16 protein-coding genes and 3 pseudogenes are annotated in these 16,839 nt (G+C 44.3%); 6 read left to right on the forward strand and 13 right to left on the reverse strand.

Going from position 1 to position 16,839, the window contains the following annotated elements; genetic code table 11:
- Positions 1 to 114: 114 nt before the first annotated feature.
- From N5P32_RS07335 to N5P32_RS07365, 7 genes and pseudogenes are all read right to left on the reverse strand, one after another.
- Entirely contained in the window at positions 115 to 720 is a 606-nt protein-coding gene (locus N5P32_RS07335; protein WP_265728452.1) for a protein-methionine-sulfoxide reductase heme-binding subunit MsrQ, read from the reverse strand.
- A gap of 1 nt (position 721) precedes the next feature.
- Positions 722 to 1,714, reverse strand: coding sequence for a protein-methionine-sulfoxide reductase catalytic subunit MsrP (msrP, locus tag N5P32_RS07340; RefSeq protein ID WP_265728453.1), 993 nt, complete (start codon positions 1,712 to 1,714; stop codon positions 722 to 724).
- A gap of 94 nt (positions 1,715 to 1,808) precedes the next feature.
- Entirely contained in the window at positions 1,809 to 2,579 is a 771-nt protein-coding gene (pssA, locus tag N5P32_RS07345; RefSeq protein ID WP_265728454.1) for a CDP-diacylglycerol--serine O-phosphatidyltransferase, read from the reverse strand.
- Between the two features lie 28 nt (positions 2,580 to 2,607).
- Positions 2,608 to 3,891 carry a glutamate-1-semialdehyde 2,1-aminomutase gene (hemL, locus tag N5P32_RS07350; RefSeq protein ID WP_265728455.1) on the reverse strand — a complete coding sequence of 428 codons (1,284 nt, stop codon included), beginning with the start codon at positions 3,889 to 3,891 and terminating at the stop codon, positions 2,608 to 2,610.
- 111 nt (positions 3,892 to 4,002) lie between these two features.
- A pseudogene (locus N5P32_RS07355) lies at positions 4,003 to 5,537 on the reverse strand (chloride channel protein).
- Entirely contained in the window at positions 5,429 to 5,755 is a 327-nt protein-coding gene (locus tag N5P32_RS07360) for a hypothetical protein (protein WP_265728456.1), read from the reverse strand. The pseudogene N5P32_RS07355 and the gene N5P32_RS07360 overlap by 109 nt, the downstream one beginning before the upstream one ends.
- Before the next feature lie 95 nt (positions 5,756 to 5,850).
- Complete coding sequence (locus N5P32_RS07365; protein WP_265728457.1) at positions 5,851 to 6,279, reverse strand: Lrp/AsnC family transcriptional regulator; 429 nt, start codon at positions 6,277 to 6,279, stop codon at positions 5,851 to 5,853.
- Positions 6,280 to 6,426: 147 nt separating this feature from the next.
- Between N5P32_RS07365 and yjeH the strand changes: the two genes are divergently transcribed.
- Both yjeH and luxS read left to right on the forward strand, forming a co-directional pair.
- Positions 6,427 to 7,704, forward strand: a complete 1,278-nt coding sequence (gene yjeH, locus N5P32_RS07370) for an L-methionine/branched-chain amino acid transporter (RefSeq protein WP_265728458.1) — start codon at positions 6,427 to 6,429, stop codon at positions 7,702 to 7,704.
- Positions 7,705 to 7,767: 63 nt separating this feature from the next.
- Positions 7,768 to 8,280: an S-ribosylhomocysteine lyase gene (luxS, locus tag N5P32_RS07375; protein ID WP_265728459.1), complete on the forward strand. Its 513-nt coding sequence runs from the start codon at positions 7,768 to 7,770 to the stop codon at positions 8,278 to 8,280.
- 77 nt (positions 8,281 to 8,357) lie between these two features.
- Here luxS and N5P32_RS07380 read toward each other — a convergent pair whose 3' ends face one another.
- The gene (locus N5P32_RS07380) at positions 8,358 to 8,993 is read right to left on the reverse strand and encodes a LysE family translocator (protein WP_265728460.1); all 636 of its coding nucleotides are present in this window, start codon (positions 8,991 to 8,993) and stop codon (positions 8,358 to 8,360) included.
- A 299-nt stretch (positions 8,994 to 9,292) separates the two neighbouring features.
- Here N5P32_RS07380 and N5P32_RS07385 point away from each other — a divergent pair, with 299 nt between their 5' ends.
- Positions 9,293 to 10,174, forward strand: coding sequence for a DMT family transporter (locus N5P32_RS07385; RefSeq protein WP_265728461.1), 882 nt, complete (start codon positions 9,293 to 9,295; stop codon positions 10,172 to 10,174).
- Here the strand turns inward: N5P32_RS07385 and N5P32_RS07390 are convergent.
- The 3 genes and pseudogenes from N5P32_RS07390 to N5P32_RS07400 form a co-directional block, all read right to left on the reverse strand.
- Entirely contained in the window at positions 10,171 to 10,632 is a 462-nt protein-coding gene (locus N5P32_RS07390; protein ID WP_265728462.1) for an Lrp/AsnC family transcriptional regulator, read from the reverse strand. The two genes, N5P32_RS07385 and N5P32_RS07390, sit on opposite strands and share 4 nt — an antisense overlap.
- A 100-nt stretch (positions 10,633 to 10,732) precedes the next feature.
- A complete protein-coding gene (gene ilvN, locus N5P32_RS07395) occupies positions 10,733 to 11,224 on the reverse strand; it encodes an acetolactate synthase small subunit (RefSeq protein WP_012069034.1) in 492 nt (163 codons plus the stop codon).
- A 1-nt stretch (position 11,225) separates the two neighbouring features.
- Positions 11,226 to 12,937: pseudogene (locus tag N5P32_RS07400) on the reverse strand (acetolactate synthase 3 large subunit).
- A 448-nt stretch (positions 12,938 to 13,385) separates the two neighbouring features.
- Here N5P32_RS07400 and N5P32_RS07405 point away from each other — a divergent pair.
- Positions 13,386 to 13,646 (forward strand): hypothetical protein, encoded by a 261-nt coding sequence (locus tag N5P32_RS07405; RefSeq protein WP_265728463.1) that lies wholly within the window; start codon positions 13,386 to 13,388, stop codon positions 13,644 to 13,646.
- 58 nt (positions 13,647 to 13,704) lie between these two features.
- Positions 13,705 to 14,789 (forward strand): annotated as a pseudogene (gene queG / locus N5P32_RS07410) (tRNA epoxyqueuosine(34) reductase QueG).
- A 10-nt stretch (positions 14,790 to 14,799) separates the two neighbouring features.
- Here the strand turns inward: queG and N5P32_RS07415 are convergent.
- Together N5P32_RS07415 and N5P32_RS18190 are read right to left on the reverse strand one after the other, a co-directional pair.
- Positions 14,800 to 15,423 (reverse strand): acyl-CoA thioesterase II, encoded by a 624-nt coding sequence (locus N5P32_RS07415; RefSeq protein WP_409371087.1) that lies wholly within the window; start codon positions 15,421 to 15,423, stop codon positions 14,800 to 14,802.
- Between the two features lie 13 nt (positions 15,424 to 15,436).
- Positions 15,437 to 15,658: an acyl-CoA thioesterase gene (locus N5P32_RS18190; RefSeq protein WP_409371088.1), complete on the reverse strand. Its 222-nt coding sequence runs from the start codon at positions 15,656 to 15,658 to the stop codon at positions 15,437 to 15,439.
- Positions 15,659 to 15,825: 167 nt separating this feature from the next.
- On the opposite strand from N5P32_RS18190, the gene moaA reads away from it, so the two are divergent.
- Positions 15,826 to 16,830, forward strand: coding sequence for a GTP 3',8-cyclase MoaA (moaA, locus tag N5P32_RS07420; protein ID WP_265728464.1), 1,005 nt, complete (start codon positions 15,826 to 15,828; stop codon positions 16,828 to 16,830).
- The last annotated feature ends 9 nt before the right edge of the window (positions 16,831 to 16,839 follow it).

Below are 16,839 nucleotides of genomic sequence, written 5' to 3' on the forward strand. Positions count from 1 at the left end.
TTGACGTGTCGTTCAACTCATTCACCTTAGTGATCCGCAAACCTAGGCTCGCGTTGTTGTCCGTGTCAGTGGGTGCGTATAATACATTCCAAAATTTTCAGCGCAAGCTCTTTTTCATTTTTTATAAAAAAGTTTTTTGTAGCTTGGCAAGGAAGGAATTTTTACGATTAACAAAGGAATTAAAAATGCAGAAAAATAAACAGCCAGAGAAATGTCATCCTTTACCTGCCACCACAAGTGAGCAACCACTCCAATAGCCGCAATATACATCAAGCGATGCAAAGGCTTCCACTTTTTACCTAATGCACGCACCATTCCTTTGGTACTGGTAATAGCAAGAACAGCCATAACAAACAACGCCATTACACCTACATAGATATAAGGCTTTTCAACCAAATCCGAGCTAATCCAAGTCCAACTCAACCCAGCAAATAAAACCAAATAAATCAAAAAGTGAAGCAAACCATAAAAGAAAGCCGTTAACCCGATGAAACGGCGGTAACGATTAACCACTTTTAGCGCTTTTATTTTTCCAACCAACGTCATTGCCATAACAGCAACAATAAAAACGGAAGCCCATATACCGCTCAATCTCATCAATAGCTTTCCAGGATCTGGAAAGTACTGCCCCAACAGCAAAGACACTAACATCCATAAAAACGGCAAAGCAAAGACCACTAAAACATATGGTTTTTCTTTCCGATCCCAAAATCCAGCCATATCAATATAACCTTTTCAAATCCATACCGGCATACATAGAAGCAACCTCCTCTTCGTAACCATTAAACATTTTTGTTTCAATGACATTAGGAAAAAGAACGCCACCGGGCAAACGACGTTCTTGTTTCTGAGACCAGCGAGGATGATCGACATTCGGATTCACATTCGCATAAAAGCCATATTCATTAGGAGCCAACATACTCCATGTCGTTTCAGGCATGGTTTCAACAAAGCGAATCTTCACAATAGATTTAATGCTTTTAAACCCATACTTCCATGGTAAAACCAGTCTCACTGGCGCACCATTTTGATTTGGCAATATACTTCCATACATACCAACAGCAAGCAAAGCCAAAGGATTCATCGCCTCATCAATGCGCAACCCTTCTCGATACGGCCAATCTAGGCCACCACCTCGCTGACCTGGCATTTGCTTAGGGTCATACAAAGTCTCGAAATAAACATATTTTGCTTTTGAGGTCGGTTCAAATTTTTTTAGAACGGTTGCAAGAGGAATACCAACCCAAGGAATCACCATTGACCACGCCTCCACACAACGAAGGCGATAAATTCGCTCTTCTAACATGGACTCTTTAATAATGTCCTCAATATCGAAAGTACCCGTCTTCCCCGCCTCACCTTCGACCGTGATCGTCCAGGGTGTCGTTTTGAACTGACTGGCTCTATCTTTAGGATCACTTTTTCCATACCCGAATTCATAAAAATTATTGTATGAAGTGGCAACGTCATAAGGAGATAATTTATCTTCCTTCCCGAATGAAGTTTCGGCAATATTATTGAAAGAAGACTGCAGAGATGAAGGTGGAGAAAGGGGACTACTGTCTTGAAGCGCGGCACTAACGTGGCCAATTCCCCCAACACTTAATGCAATACCACCAGTGGTCTTCATGAATTGACGACGATTCAAATACACAGATTTATCTGTGACCTCTGATTCGGAGCAATCAGAGGCTTTTCGAGTGAAAATTAGCATAGCGTGTCCCCTTTCTAATAGAAGAAATATTGACAAGGACACACGCTGCTAGTTCAAAATCATTTCCTAAAATTGCAACGGCAACACCTAAGCATTAACGCAATCGTTTGAAAACAATCCCAAGTGGTCCCCACAAACCATACAAACAAAAAACACACATTAAGGACAATGCCGGCTCAAGCGCAATCAACACAAGAACTAAAACAGCAATCAACAGAACAACAAATGGCACTCTACCTTTCAAGTTTAAGTCCTTAAAACTGCGATATTTTACGTTACTCACCATCAACAAACCGGTCAATGGCACAATCAACGCCATCATCGTTGCCAGAGTCTCGCCAGATACACCTTTATCATTCGCGGCCCAAATAATCCCAGCCACAATCGCCGCCGCGGCCGGACTGGGTAGGCCAGTAAAGTAACGCTTCTCTTCAACACCAAGCATCGTATTAAATCGAGCCAAACGAAGCGCCGCACCAACAGCATAAATAAACGCAGCGATCCAACCCACTTTACCCAACGGCGCCAATGACCAAGTAAATACCACTAACGCCGGTGCAATACCAAAGGAAACCATATCGGCTAGCGAGTCGTATTCTGCTCCGAACGCACTTTGTGTATGTGTTAGACGAGCAACTCGCCCATCTAACGCATCAAACAACATGGATATAAAAATCGCCACAGCGGCATTCGCATAGTTTTCATTCATAGCTGCAATAATGGAATAAAAACCTGAAAAAAGTGCTGCCGTTGTAAATAAATTAGGCAGTAGATATACACCTTTATGAGGTTGTTTTTTATCATCGCCCACGTCAATATCTTCTATCTCATCAACCGGTGACTTTTTCATATCGTCTGTCGACATACCATTAACCTTCCCATTCACAAATCATTTATACCAGCTTAGCAAAAGAACGCTTAGCGGCTTCTATTGTGTAATCGATATCTTCCTCAGTATGAGCCTGAGAAATAAACCCGGCTTCAAACGCCGCTGGAGCAAAGTACACACCTTCCTCAAGCATGAAGTGAAAGAAGGCTTTGAACTTCTCTAGATCACACTTCTGTACATCAGCAAAGCCTTTAACCGCTTCCGCCTCAGTAAAGAAAAAGCCAAACATCCCCCCAACACTAACAACACAAAAAGGGACACCAGCCTCATCCGCGGCTTTTTTAAGACCCGAGACCAGTCGACTGGCTTTAGCTCCCAAGGTTTGATGAAAGCCTTCTTCCGTAATTTTGTTCAAAACCGCCAGACCCGCCACCATAGCCACAGGATTTCCTGACAATGTACCTGCTTGATATACCGGACCTAATGGAGAAATACACTCCATGATGGCGCGTTTACCACCAAAAGCACCAACCGGCATACCTGCACCAATAACTTTACCAAGTGTTGTAAGATCAGGAACGATACCAAAATGCTCTTGCGCCCCACCGAGTGCCACACGAAAGCCAGTCATAACCTCATCAAAAATCAACACCGCGCCAGACTCGTCACAGACTTTGCGTAACGTTTCCAAGAAACCCTCTACCGGCAAAATACAATTCATATTCCCAGCAACTGGCTCAACAATAATACAAGCAATCTGATCCCCAATTTCGGCAAAACAGCGAGTCACTTCGTCAATATCATTGTATTGCAATGTAATTGTATGTTTAGCCAAATCAGCAGGAACACCTGGAGAATTAGGCACGCCAAGCGTCAATGCACCAGAGCCTGCTTTTACGAGCAATGAATCAGAATGTCCATGATAACAACCTTCAAATTTTACGATTTTATCGCGTCCGGTATAACCTCGAGCCAAACGAATGGCGCTCATCGTCGCCTCTGTTCCAGAGTTCACCATACGCACCATATCCATAGAGGGAACCAGTTCGCATACTTTTTCAGCCATGGTGATCTCAACCTCTGTTGGAGCCCCAAAACTCAAACCAAAGTCAAGCTGCTGCCTTACCGCATCCAAAACATCTGGGTGAGAATGACCTAGAATCATCGGCCCCCATGAGCCAACGTAGTCGATATAACGTTTCTTATCTTCATCGTATACATAAGCCCCTTCCCCACGCTGGAAGAAAATAGGCGTTCCACCAACACCATTAAAAGCTCGCACTGGGGAGTTTACTCCTCCAGGAATTCGGTGTTGGGCGCGTGTGTATAGATCTTCAGAACGACTCATATTTTTCAAATCCCGTAACTAATCATGTAAAAAGCAAGTGACCTTTAATAATCAAAAGGTCCACTCTCATAAAAACGTCAATACTCAACGAACTACGTCAGTGTAAAAGCATTATTCTTCGTCATTTTCCAATAAAAACTGATCAAGACGATGTCGAGAAACCAAACAAAAAGAAGAGCCAGGTAAAGACACCAATACATCGGATTGACCTGTTTTTTGAAACCAACTTAACACGGTTTCCAAAGACGACGGTTCCTCGATAACAGTAATATCAGAGGATATTAGCGCCTTATCCAAACTCATCGACACCTTATCGTTCGACACAACAAGCCATTTTTGCGGCCCTATATCTAATGTTTGTACGACATCAAGAACGGCAATTCGACGCACTAAACGCCATTCATCTTCGTTTTTAAAAACGACATAGTCTACCATACTTGACGCTAAATCTTTTACTCTCTCAATGGGCACAATCATGGGAAGCAACACCACCTCTTCCGCCACAGGCTTGATCGTATGATGTCTAAGATAGCGTTGAAAGGCGCTAATATTCGAAGACACTCCCATAAAGCGCAAACGCTCGACAAAAACAGACTCCTGATGAAAGAAAACTCGCATGAATAAACAAGCCAATACAATCACAAACAAAGCCGGCACAATCACTTGCGAAGAATGCGTCATTTCAATAATCGCGACCAACGCCGTTAATGGCGCCTGAAAACACGCCGCCATCATGGCCGCCATCCCGATCAAGGCAAACCACGCAATATCTATCACAGTGCTGTCGAACATGAGGGCAACATAACCCCCGTCAAACCACCAATGATAAAAGTAGGTCCGATCATGCCACCAGGAATACCCAAACCGATTGTTAAAGCCGTTAATACTGTTTTCACAAAAATCAATAAAAGCAGAGAATATACCACCAACTCCCCTGTTAATAAGCGACTAAGCGACAAGTAGCCACTCCCTAAGGCTTCAGGCAAATAGACCGCCGCCAGTGACGTAGCCAGCGCCACCAATGCAAACCGCAACCACACAGGTAGCGAACTTAAACGCCATAAATTTTTCTGTGTCTGCAAAAAAACCGCAGATAAAAACACAATAAATACAACCAAGACAAAACACGCAAAAAACAAATCTAAAGAAAGCGACAGAGACGTAATGGCGTCAATGCTAAAAATATGCAGAGGACCAATAATATTGTGACTGACCAAAGTGGCAATAACCGAGGACAACAAAACGGGGAGAACATAACGTTGGCGATATTCGAAAAAAATCACTTCAAAGGCAAACAGCACACCCGCTAATGGCGTTTGAAATATAGCCGAAATTGCCCCAGCAACACCACAGGCCAAAAGTGTTTCAACACCGTATTGTGGCAACTTAGCCTTTTCAGCCAAATAGCTGCCTAAAGTAGCGCCAATATGAACCGCTGGCCCTTCTTTACCGATCGAAAGTCCACCCGCCAACCCTATCGCCGCTGAAAAAAATTGCACCACAGCATTGCCAATTGGCAGGTTCCCATGATGGTAATTCAGTCGCTCCACCACATAAGGCACGCCGACTTTATGGAGTCGAGATGGCAAAAGCAAAAAGACAATAGCAAGAACAGCACAAGAAAAACGGACAGGCCCACACGCCATTCAACAGGAAGTGATTCGAAAGCATCAAAGTCAGACGCCATAATATAGCGCACAGGCACATAGATAACCGCGTAAAAAAACGCCATCAACAACCCGCTAAACAAACCACATACCGTGCCAAGCACAGCCAAAATCAGCAGATCATCGTATGATTTTGCGTTGTTAGACCAGCGCTCTTTGAACTTGAACCCTTTCAGATCGCAACCCCACTTAGTCATGTCTATAACATTGATTAACCATTCAATCAGTTATAAAACAAAGCCACAATGCACAGAACAAAAATACTTTTACTTCTTTGCTTACCGTTCGCTACTTACCAGCGATCCACGCGATTTGCCAAACACATGTGAGTCACAACTTTATCAAGATTTGGCCAGCTGTCCATTTCACTGCGAATGGCATTTAACCGAGACATAGAATGTGTTTGAACCAATAACATTAAGTCCAAATCACCACTGATTGAATGCGCCATTTTTATTTCTGGAATACTTTCGATGTAAGGCTGCACAAGATCACAAGACAAAGGACGGAATGTTAGAGCCAAATACGCAGTAACCCCTTCCTCTTTTGATACGGAGGTATGAGCATGGTATCCCGTAATAGTGCAGTTATCTTCCATTCGCTTAATACGCTCAGTGACGGCAGAACGGGATAAATTTACCTGACGGCTAATATCAGATACTGAAAGCCGGGCATCACTCACCAATAACGCCAATATCTTTTGATCGTAATGATCCGCCACTTCAAAATCCTCTTTTATTATTTGTCATTCAACTTGACGGTTATTCCGACAAAGTGCGCCCTAAAAAGGTCAACTTGTATAGCGTATTTCTACCGCGCGTATTTTATCCTTAGCGACGATAAAAAACAGCTTAATAAAGGCAAACTCATGACCCAATACAAAAAAACGCTGGGCCCATTACAGGGCATCGCAATGACAGTAACCACCTTCATCGGCACAGGCCTGATGATATTACCAGCAATGTCCGTTTCACAGGCTGGATCTTTTGCCTTTTATGCCTGGTTAATCACCGCAGCATTGGTCATCCCTATTGCCTTTATCTTTGCTCTGTTGGGCTCGAAATACCCTTCCGCTGGCGGTGCCTCTCATTACATCGGGCGAGCATTTGGTGGCCGCTATGAAAAAGCCGTAGGCTGGTTGTTTTTAAGTATCCTCTTAGTGGGGCCTGCTGTGGCCATCAAAGTCGCGGCAGCCTATCTGACCATCATATTTAAAACCTCAGACCAGTGGATTTTAGCGTTTAGCCTGCTCACTCTAGCGGGGATGCTTTTGTTTGCTATTGTCGGCATGCAAACATCAGCTCGCTTTCAAACCTGCATTGTCATCATTATGATTGGAACCATTTTATGGCTTTGCACCATTGGCAATGTCATTGATAGCCGTCAAGTGATAGCGGCGCCTACCACTGCACCAGAATGGCAACAAACCCTGTATGCCACAGGCGTAATATTTTGGTGCTTTTTGGGGATTGAAGTCATGGCCCACATGGGGGCCGAATTTAAAAACCCAACCAGAGACTTCCCTATTGCCTTGCTAGGCGGCATTATCATCGTCATTCTTGCTTATTTGAGTTTAGTGCTGCTCATCGCTTGGCACCAGACCTATGGCGACGAAATCACTAACAGCCAGTCATTGGCATTGCTTGTAAGTAAGCTAGTGGGTGAAACAAGCAGCAGACTCTTCGCATTAGGCGCTTACATCATCGCGTTCGCGAATGTTGCCATCTACATTTTAGGCTTTTCACGCATGATTCAATCCATGGCACAACAAGGGGCGCTACCGAGAACGTTTATCGAACTCAATAAAAATGGCTCTCCAGCAAAAGCGGTATTATTAGTGGGTGTTGTGACCTTACTTTCCATCGTGTTCTCAGAACTATCGGGCTGGAAAATGTCGTGGTTTATTGAAATGACAAATGGCAGCTTTTTACTTATTTACACGCTCACCTGCATTGCGGCATTTAAGCTGGTGAATCGCATGGCTCAATGGTTGGCTGCTGTCGCACTAATAAGCTGTGGCGTCATGGTTCTGTTTATTGGTAAGAGCATGTTGTTCGCCGTTGTCGCTTTTTGTTTGGCACTCAGCTATGAACACTTGAGATCACCAAAAAGCCCGATCAAAGGCTCGAAACTTCATGTACAATAACAGCAATTAATATCACCATTTATAAACAACGATAAGTTCGTTGAGTTCAATAGGAGAGATTTTATGCCATTATTAGACAGCTTTCGTGTCGACCACACGCGCATGGACGCACCTGCAGTACGTGTAGCCAAATCCATGTCTACGCCCAAAGGCGATGACATTACTGTATTTGATTTACGCTTCTGCGTTCCAAACGAAGAAATCCTTTCAGAGAAAGGCATTCACACCCTAGAACATTTATTTGCGGGCTTCATGCGTGAGCACCTAAACAGTGACAGCGTTGAAATTATCGATATTTCACCAATGGGTTGCCGTACTGGTTTTTACATGAGCCTAATTGGCACACCTTCGGAAGACACCGTGGCGGCATCTTGGAAAGCCGCTATGGAAGACGTATTAAAAGTTAAAGCCAAATCTGACATTCCAGAACTAAACGAATACCAATGTGGCACTTACGAGATGCATTCCCTAGAAGAAGCGCAAGAAATCGCAAAAATGATTCTAGATCGTGATGTAAAAGTAAACAGCAATGAAGAACTGTACCTTAGCGAAGAGTTCCTAAAAGAACACAGCTAAGCATTTGTACTGAGTTTGAACAAAAAAAGGTGGCCAATACGCCACCTTTTTTATTTCTGCTTAAAATAATGTACGTCTTAAGCTCGGGTAGCCGTTGCTAAAAATGCGCTCGCCAAAACAAACACACTGCCCATACCGCGATTTAAGTTTTTCATGCCTTTAGGGCTGCGAATTAAGCGACGAATTTGCTTACCACTCATGGCATACACGTAAGCAGCAATAAACTCAGTCAAACAAAAAGTCAGTCCCATCCAGAAAAACTGCATTGGTACGGGTTGGCTAAGATCCAGCAGCTGCGGAAAAATAGCCGTAAACAACAAAACGGCCTTAGGATTGCCAATGGCAACCAAAAATTCTTGGCGCATTCTGGCCAAATTTCCACGCTTTGCCTTAGTTCCTACTTCACTTTCGTGTTCTTCAAGCACAACGGCCGCACTGCGCCACGTTTTAATGCCAACATAAAACAAGTAAGCGACACCAAACCACTTGATCACGCTAAACCAAAAGGTAGAAGACACAATAATAGCGCCCAAACCTAAAGCAGAAACCAGCATCAAGATACTAAATGCAAGGTTTCGACCAACGACGGCAATCACAGCTTTTGTAGCGCCTACCTGAATACCGTTGTGCATCGCGGTAAAATTATTGGGGCCAGGCCCTAATGAAAGCAACATTAATAAAGGGGCTGTTGCTAACCACACACTGAATGTCATTTTTGTCTATACCGTTTTAGGTTTGTTAATTTTGACTCGATTTGGTCAAAAATGGAGCGCCACTTTACCGACAAATTTACAAAATGTCAGCCCATTGCTTGGGCTTTTTATTGTTCAACAAGTGAATAAAATAAGGTGTATAAAAATCCATCATTTACTGACCTTTGATACAGAAGAAAATTCATAGATTTGCCTTTTTAAACAAAGCAAAGGCATAAAAAGCCCTTTTATTCACGCTGTGGGCTCTCGACACTACCCTTTAAAATAACGGCTTCAACAACACAGCCCAGAGGGTAACTATGTCAATCGCTCACCTTTTATTATGGACAACCGCTGCTATTTGGGGATTCGCATTTGTCGCCCAAAGTGTTGGCATGGAAAGTTTGGGGCCTCACAGTTTTAATGCCGTTCGGTTTTTACTCGCGACACTATCATTGTTGCCCCTTTTGTATTTATTCAAATCCAACAAAGCGCAGGAGAAGAAAAAGCTTTGGGTTGGAGGTATGGCTGCTGGTAGCTGTTTATTTCTTGGATTTACTTGTCAGCAAATAGGGTTGCAATACACAACCGCAGGAAATGCGGGTTTTATCACCAGCATGTACATCGTTTTTGTTCCCATACTAGGACTTTTGCTGGGACATAAAACAGAAAAGCACACATGGGTTGGTGTTGCTCTTGCATTGGTCGGACTGTACAGCCTGACTGTTGGACCAAACTTAGCCATCAATAAAGGCGATGCGATTGAATTACTTGGCACTTTATTTTGGACTGGGCACGTATTGCTTATTGGTTATTTGTCCCGATATGTATCCGCTTTACCGCTTTCAATTGTGCAGTTTTTCGTAGCGACCCTATTGGCGACAGTGACGGCTTTCGCATTAGAATCGCCCACGATAGAAGACATAAAAATGGCATGGTGGCCATTGGTCTACGCAGGGGTTGCGTCGTCAGGCATTGCTTTCACATTGCAAACGCTTGGACAAAAAAACGTGTCACCAAGTGTCAGCGCTCTTATTCTTTCTTCTGAAGCGGTGTTTGCCGTATTAGGCGGCTGGTTATTTATGGAGGAAACGCTGTCCACTCGTGCTTTAGTTGGCTGCGGCTTCATCATGACAGGGATGATTATTAGTCAATGGCCACGCCAGACTAAGCCCGCAATAGAGCTTGCTCAACAACCTTAACTCATTTCTGACTCAATCCCTTTTTCAATATTCGTGGGCATTTCGCGAGAAACTGGGGTTGAGAGTACCATCATGGTATTAGTATCACTAAGGTCAATTAAGCGCTCTAACAACTCATCCAACAAGGACATTGAACGAACCGCCACACGCAATACAAAAGCATAAGGGCCGGTGACATTGTGACATGAGATCACTTCATCTAGGCTAAGCACCAACGCCTTAAACTCACGCTCTTTGGTTCGGTAAACTTGGCACTCCACCAACGCCGTGATTGGGATCCCTACCTTTTCAAGGTTGATTTTTGCACCGTAGCCCGTGATCACCCCAGACTCTTCTAATTTTTTTACACGCTCAGCGACGGCTGGTGCCGTAAGGTGAACCAGCTTACCCAGTTCGGCATAGGTTAAGCGTCCATTTTGCTCTAATAATTTGATCAATTTCCAATTCGTTTTGTCCATTTAACTCTCACCTCACGTTCTTCATGCAGGCATAAAAAAGCCGCGAACAAACGCGGCTTTTTCAAACTACTCATATGACAGTGTCAAACATAGCGCACGATTATAAAGACAGAGTCTTTTCACCACGAGCAATACCAGAAACACCAGTTCGAACTACTTCAAGCAAATGAGCACCGCCCAGTGCCTGTAAGAAGCCATCCAGCTTATCAGATTCGCCAACGATTTGAATCGTGTAAATAGACGGTGTCATATCCACAATGTTGCCACGGAAGATATCAACAGTGCGTTTCACTTCAGCGCGCTGAGCACCAGTGGCTCGAACTTTCACCAACATCAATTCACGCTCAATGTGCTGACCTTCGGTCAAGTCCACCAGCTTCACCACATCAATCAGCTTATTAAGCTGCTTAGTGATTTGCTCTACCACTTGATCAGAGCCAAATGTCGTCAACGTAAGACGAGACAAAGTCGGATCGTCTGTCGCCGCTACGTTCAATGATTCGATGTTAAAGTTACGTTGAGAGAACAAACCAACTACTCGCGACAAAGCACCCGGCTCGTTTTCCATCAATACAGAAATAATGTGTCGCATATTAGGTTCGCTCCGTCTTGCTCAAGAACATATCTCGCATCGCACCACGTGGCACTTGCATTGGATACACATGCTCTTCTGGGTCCACGTAACAGTTAATGAAGACCAACTGATCTGTCATTGCAAACGCTTCTTCCATCTTGGCATCGAGTTCGTCTTTGGTTCGAATCTCAACGTATTTATGACGGTAAGCATCCATCAAGACCTTGAAATCAGGTAATGAATCCATGTAGGAATTTGAATAGCGACCTTCATAGTTCATATCTTGCCACTGGCGAACCATGCCCAAATAGCCATTATTCAAACACAAGATTTTAACTGGCAAACCGTATTGCAAGCAGGTAGAAAGCTCCTGAATATTCATTTGAATACTGCCTTCACCCGTTACGCACACAACGGTTTCGTTAGGGAAATTCATCTTCACGCCCATCGCAGCTGGAAGACCAAAACCCATTGTGCCTAAACCGCCAGAGTTAACCCAACGATTTGGTTTATCAAACTTATAATACTGAGCGGCAAACATTTGATGCTGACCTACGTCAGACGCAACAAACGCATCACCTTTAGTGGCGCGCCAGCACGCTTCAATCGCAGCCTGAGGCTTGATTTTCTCGCTACTAGTATCGTATCGGCCACCGTGCACCAAACGCCATTCATTGATTTGTTTCCACCAACCAACAAGCGCTTCGGTGTTTGAGCTTTGACCTTCAATCAAAGACAACATTTCGTCCAAAACCTGACTAACAGGACCAACAATTGGCACATCAGAACGAATGGTTTTAGAAATAGCCGCCGGATCGATATCAATATGAATAATTTTCGCACCAGGACAGAATTTATCAGGATCGTTCGTAACGCGGTCATCAAAGCGAGCACCTACGGCAAGAATCACATCACTGTGATGCATCGTCATGTTCGCTTCGTATGCGCCATGCATACCCAACATACCAACAAACTGCTTATCCGTACCTGGATAACCACCCAACCCCATCAAGGTATTGGTAACAGGAACGTTCAAAGACTTCGCCAGTTTAACCAGCAAATCGGACGCCCCCCCATGATAACGCCACCACCGGAATAAATGATTGGACGCTTAGCGGCAAGCAAAAGCTCAACGGCTTTTTTGATCTGCCCACTGTGCCCTTTTGTTGGCGGTGTGTATGAACGAATAGAGACAGATTCTGGGTATTTGTATTCGTACTTGTCCCCCGGCATGGTCATGTCTTTTGGTACATCAATCACAACTGGGCCCGGACGACCAGAGCTTGCGATGTGGTATGCCTTCTTCATGATCATTGGAATTTCAGAAGGGTGCTTTACAGTAAAGCTATGTTTTACGATTGGGCGTGATACACCAATCATATCCGTTTCTTGAAAAGCATCTTCGCCGATCAGGTAACTCATTACCTGTCCGCAAATAATGACCATCGGAATGGAGTCCATATACGCAGTCGCAATACCTGTAACAGTATTGGTGGCACCTGGGCCTGATGTTACAAGAACCGTACCTGCTTTGCCCGTTGCACGAGCGTAGCCATCAGCCATGTGCGTTGCCGCTTGTTCATGCCTAACCAGTATGTGCTTTACGTCAGACTGACGATGCAATGCATCGTAAATATGAAGTGCGGCACCGCCTGGATAACCATAGATATACTCAACTCCCTCATCTTTGAGGAAGCGGGCGATCATTTCACCACCAGATAATAACTCCACCTTGTTACCCTCTATAGTATTCATCTTTCTTTTAATATTAGTGCGGCTATTGTAACCGCATAAGACAAACAGATTAAAGTTGATAGAACGAAGTTTGCTAAACTAACTGAGGTAACTTTTAAAAATAAAACATTTCGATAAAAGTCAGAAACACTCAAACGCAAGAAATCGCAGTTTTTACACTGCCCGCGTCTTTTCGCGAGGAGAAGCATAAAATGACAATATTGCGTCACGTTATGCTTGTGCTTATCAGAACGAATCTGATTGAGATGAGCTAGTGGCCCATAAAAAGGAGTCATCGACAGGGTGTCGTCGAATTATATAGCGCTTCATTTTGTCGGCACGGCCTTATTTTGTCAACACTAAAGCACGTGATATGCGCATAAAAACTTGCTCTAATAGCAGCTTCATGGTGTCATAGCGACATAATTTGATTAGGAGTTTTACCATGGCAAATGAGCTCAACCAACAACGTATTATTGACGAATTTTTACGCTGTTTTCGTAAAATGTTGATGGACCCAGAATTGGCTGGAGAGTTAGTCCGCATCGCCAAAGAAAACATCAATGAGCCAAATGCTTACCAACGCATTGCAGAAGAAGTATCTAACCAAACCACCATTAAGATTCAAGAAGAGCACACCGAAGCCGATCGTCGATTCATCAAATTATTGATGGACGTTGTAAAAGGCGACTCTCAGCTATACTAATTTTTGTTCTTCTCGCTAGGCTTATCTCTGGCCTAGCGTTCAATATATCGGTGTTTACTTGCTTCCTTCGTTTTTAGCCAGCCCAGAAGAATTACGCCAACTTGCTGATGACATCAAATCATGGGCAACTGAATTGGGGTTCGCCGATGCACGCATCGTTGAGCCTGATTTAGCGCAATACAAAGACGAGTTTAGCGAATGGCTGGCGAATCAATACCACGCTGGCATGGACTACCTCGCCAACCATGGCGACATGCGCTTTTACCCCGAACAACTTCACCCGGGAACGCGCCGTGTCATTTCCCTTCGTATGCATTATCTCCCGCAATCCGTCGAAACCGTCGAAAGGCTAAAAACCAAAGATAAAGCGTATATCGCACGCTATGCTCTAGGGCGTGATTACCATAAATTAATCCGTAAACGGCTAACGCAACTCGCAAAAAAAGTAGAGCAAAAAGTTGGCGACCATGGCTATCGCGCATTCGTCGACAGCGCGCCTATTCTGGAAAGGCAAATTGCTGAGCAAGCAGGAATGGGGTGGATTGGTAAAAACACATTGCTCCTCACACCAAAAGCAGGCAGCTGGTTTTTACTGGGTGAAATATTTACTAACCTACCTCTTCCCGTCGACAAACCAACCGCAACACGACATTGTGGCAGCTGCACAGCTTGTCTAACACAATGCCCTACCGATGCCTTTGTTGAACCATGGGTTTTGGATGCCGGAAAGTGCATTTCTTATTTAACCATTGAACACAAAGGTCCAATTCCGGAAGCGTTGCGCAGCAAAATGGGCAATAGAATTTTTGGGTGCGACGACTGTCAACTCGTTTGCCCTTGGACAAAGTTCGCCAAACACACCAAAGAAGATGACTTTCAACCCGAGCATAATCTGGATTCCGCTGATCTGGTTGAATTATTCGAATGGAACGAAGAAACTTTTTGAAAAACACCGAAGGCTCGCCTATTCGACGTACCGGATTTGAAAACTGGCGCCGAAACATTGCCGTCGCTTTAGGCAATGCTCCCACCAACTCAGAGACGATTAAGACCCTAGAAGATGCACTTCCTCATTCTTCTGAGCTAGTCAAAGAACACATTGTCTGGGCATTACAACAACATAACCCCCAGTCAGAAGAATAACCGGCCAGCACTAACGGGAATAACGCAGCAAACCTTCTTGGGCAGTCGAAGCCACTAACTCGCCTTTTTGATTGAAAATTTGTCCTCGGACAAACCCTCTTGACGCGCTTGAAGAAGGCGAGTCTGCCACATAAAGTAGCCACTCATCCAAACGAAAAGGTCGGTGAAACCAAATAGCGTGATCCAAACTAGCAAGGTTTAGGTATGGGTTACCAATTGAAATCCCATGGGGCATCAGAGCCGTTTCAATAAAACCGTAATCCGTTGTGTAAGCCAACATCGACTGATGAACCAAAGGGTCATCGGGTAGCGCCGCAACACTGCGAATCCACATGTGACGCTTGGCAATACCTGGTCGCGGGCGAAATGGATTCTGGTTTTCCACAATACGATATTCGATCGGCCGATCCGCAGTAAATAAATCCCGCACTTTGCTCGGAATTTCATCCGCATGCGCTCGATACAGCGACAATTCGGACTTAAAGGATTCCGGCCCTGGAACATTTGGCATGGCATCCTGATGATCCAAGCCTTCTTCTGTAATATGAAAGGAGACCGTCATCGCCAGAATACTCTTACCAAATTGCGAAGCAATCACACGCCGTACACTGAAGCTGCCCCCATCACGAACCACCTCCACATCATAGTCAATCGGATGCGCCGAGTCGCCGGGCCTTATAGAAATAACAATGCAGAGAGTGTGGAAAACGCCCTTCAACGGTTTGCGTCGCGGCACTCAACCCTTGACCAATTACCTGTCCACCAAATAACTTGGGGAAACCTATGTCCTGACTACGACCAATAAATTGAGTCGCCGACACCCGCTCTAACTTCAATAAACCAATTAGATGGTTAACAACTTGATTCACCGTCATGCTCCTACATTGTGTGTTAACAATATTATGCCGCTTTTTTCATCTCTGCCTGAACCACAAATGCCGATATACTGGAAATAACCCCAAGATTCCGTCTGAAACCGTCCTCGAGCTTTGCCAAAGTGGCATTTTTTTGCTTTGATGGAGGTCTAACTTATAGGATGTGTTTCTTGGCAACGTCAGCATTAATTGATCCATTTGGTCGAAAGATAGATTACTTACGCATTTCCGTCACGGATCGATGTGATTTTCGCTGCACCTATTGTATGGACGAAGAAGTCACATTTTTACCAAGAGATCATATTTTATCTTTGGAAGAAATTGTTCGCGTTGCGAAAACCTTTATTGCTTTGGGCACCAAACGGATTCGAATCACCGGTGGCGAGCCTTTAGTGCGTAAAAATATTCTATGGGCTATGGAGCAAATCGCCAATACAGAAGGTCTAGAAGAACTGACCATCACAACGAACGGTTCTCAGCTCTATAAAATGGCGCAAAACTTACTTGATGTCGGCGTGTCACGTATCAACATCAGTCTGGATACCCTGAGACCAGATCGCTTTTATGCGCTTACTCGCAGAGACAAATTCCAACAAGTAATCGACGGCATTGACGCCGTGACACAACGTCCTTTCAAGCGCATTAAATTAAACAGTGTCATGCTGAAAAACCATAATGACGATGAGCTTTTTGATCTTGCGCAATTTGCCTTAGACCGCAAAATGGACATTAGCTTTATAGAGGAAATGCCTCTTGGCATCATCTCTGATCATAATCGCGCTGCAACCTATTTATCCAGTGATGAGGTGATCGAAACGCTTAGCCAACATTATCAGCTTTCCACCAGTCAAATGATCACCAGCGGCCCGACTCGGTATTATCACGTGGCAGGCTACGAGAATAGAATTGGGGTTATCTCTCCTCACAGTCATAATTTTTGCGACACCTGTAATCGCGTCAGATTGACCGCCGAAGGCCGCTTATTACTTTGCCTCGGAAACGAACATTCAAAAGACTTAAAAAGCATTATTCGAAACACTAATCCGCACTCAGCAACATTAGAAAGCGCCATTATTGATGCGCTTGCCCTAAAACCTCAGCAACACCATTTCAACCTTGATGAAGCGCCACAAATCTTACGCTTCATGAGCGCAACAGGAGGATAATAAAAAGCA

This window comes from Marinomonas pontica (assembly GCF_026191375.1).
Lineage (GTDB): Bacteria > Pseudomonadota > Gammaproteobacteria > Pseudomonadales > Marinomonadaceae > Marinomonas > Marinomonas pontica.

Bases quoted from the DNA above. Each gene is read 5' to 3' on its own strand.
- pssA (WP_265728454.1), bottom strand. From the start codon at position 2,579: ATGTCGACAGACGATATGAAAAAGTCACCGGTTGATGAGATAGAAGAT.
- N5P32_RS07380 (WP_265728460.1), bottom strand. From the start codon at position 8,993: ATGACATTCAGTGTGTGGTTAGCAACAGCCCCTTTATTAATGTTGCTT.
- moaA (WP_265728464.1), top strand. From the start codon at position 15,826: ATGTGTTTCTTGGCAACGTCAGCATTAATTGATCCATTTGGTCGAAAG.
- yjeH (WP_265728458.1), top strand. From the start codon at position 6,427: ATGACCCAATACAAAAAAACGCTGGGCCCATTACAGGGCATCGCAATG.
- N5P32_RS07390 (WP_265728462.1), bottom strand. From the start codon at position 10,632: ATGGACAAAACGAATTGGAAATTGATCAAATTATTAGAGCAAAATGGA.
- luxS (WP_265728459.1), top strand. From the start codon at position 7,768: ATGCCATTATTAGACAGCTTTCGTGTCGACCACACGCGCATGGACGCA.
- N5P32_RS07335 (WP_265728452.1), bottom strand. From the start codon at position 720: ATGGCTGGATTTTGGGATCGGAAAGAAAAACCATATGTTTTAGTGGTC.
- N5P32_RS07360 (WP_265728456.1), bottom strand. From the start codon at position 5,755: ATGACTAAGTGGGGTTGCGATCTGAAAGGGTTCAAGTTCAAAGAGCGC.
- N5P32_RS07385 (WP_265728461.1), top strand. From the start codon at position 9,293: ATGTCAATCGCTCACCTTTTATTATGGACAACCGCTGCTATTTGGGGA.
- ilvN (WP_012069034.1), bottom strand. From the start codon at position 11,224: ATGCGACACATTATTTCTGTATTGATGGAAAACGAGCCGGGTGCTTTG.
- hemL (WP_265728455.1), bottom strand. From the start codon at position 3,891: ATGAGTCGTTCTGAAGATCTATACACACGCGCCCAACACCGAATTCCT.
- msrP (WP_265728453.1), bottom strand. From the start codon at position 1,714: ATGCTAATTTTCACTCGAAAAGCCTCTGATTGCTCCGAATCAGAGGTC.
- N5P32_RS07405 (WP_265728463.1), top strand. From the start codon at position 13,386: ATGGCAAATGAGCTCAACCAACAACGTATTATTGACGAATTTTTACGC.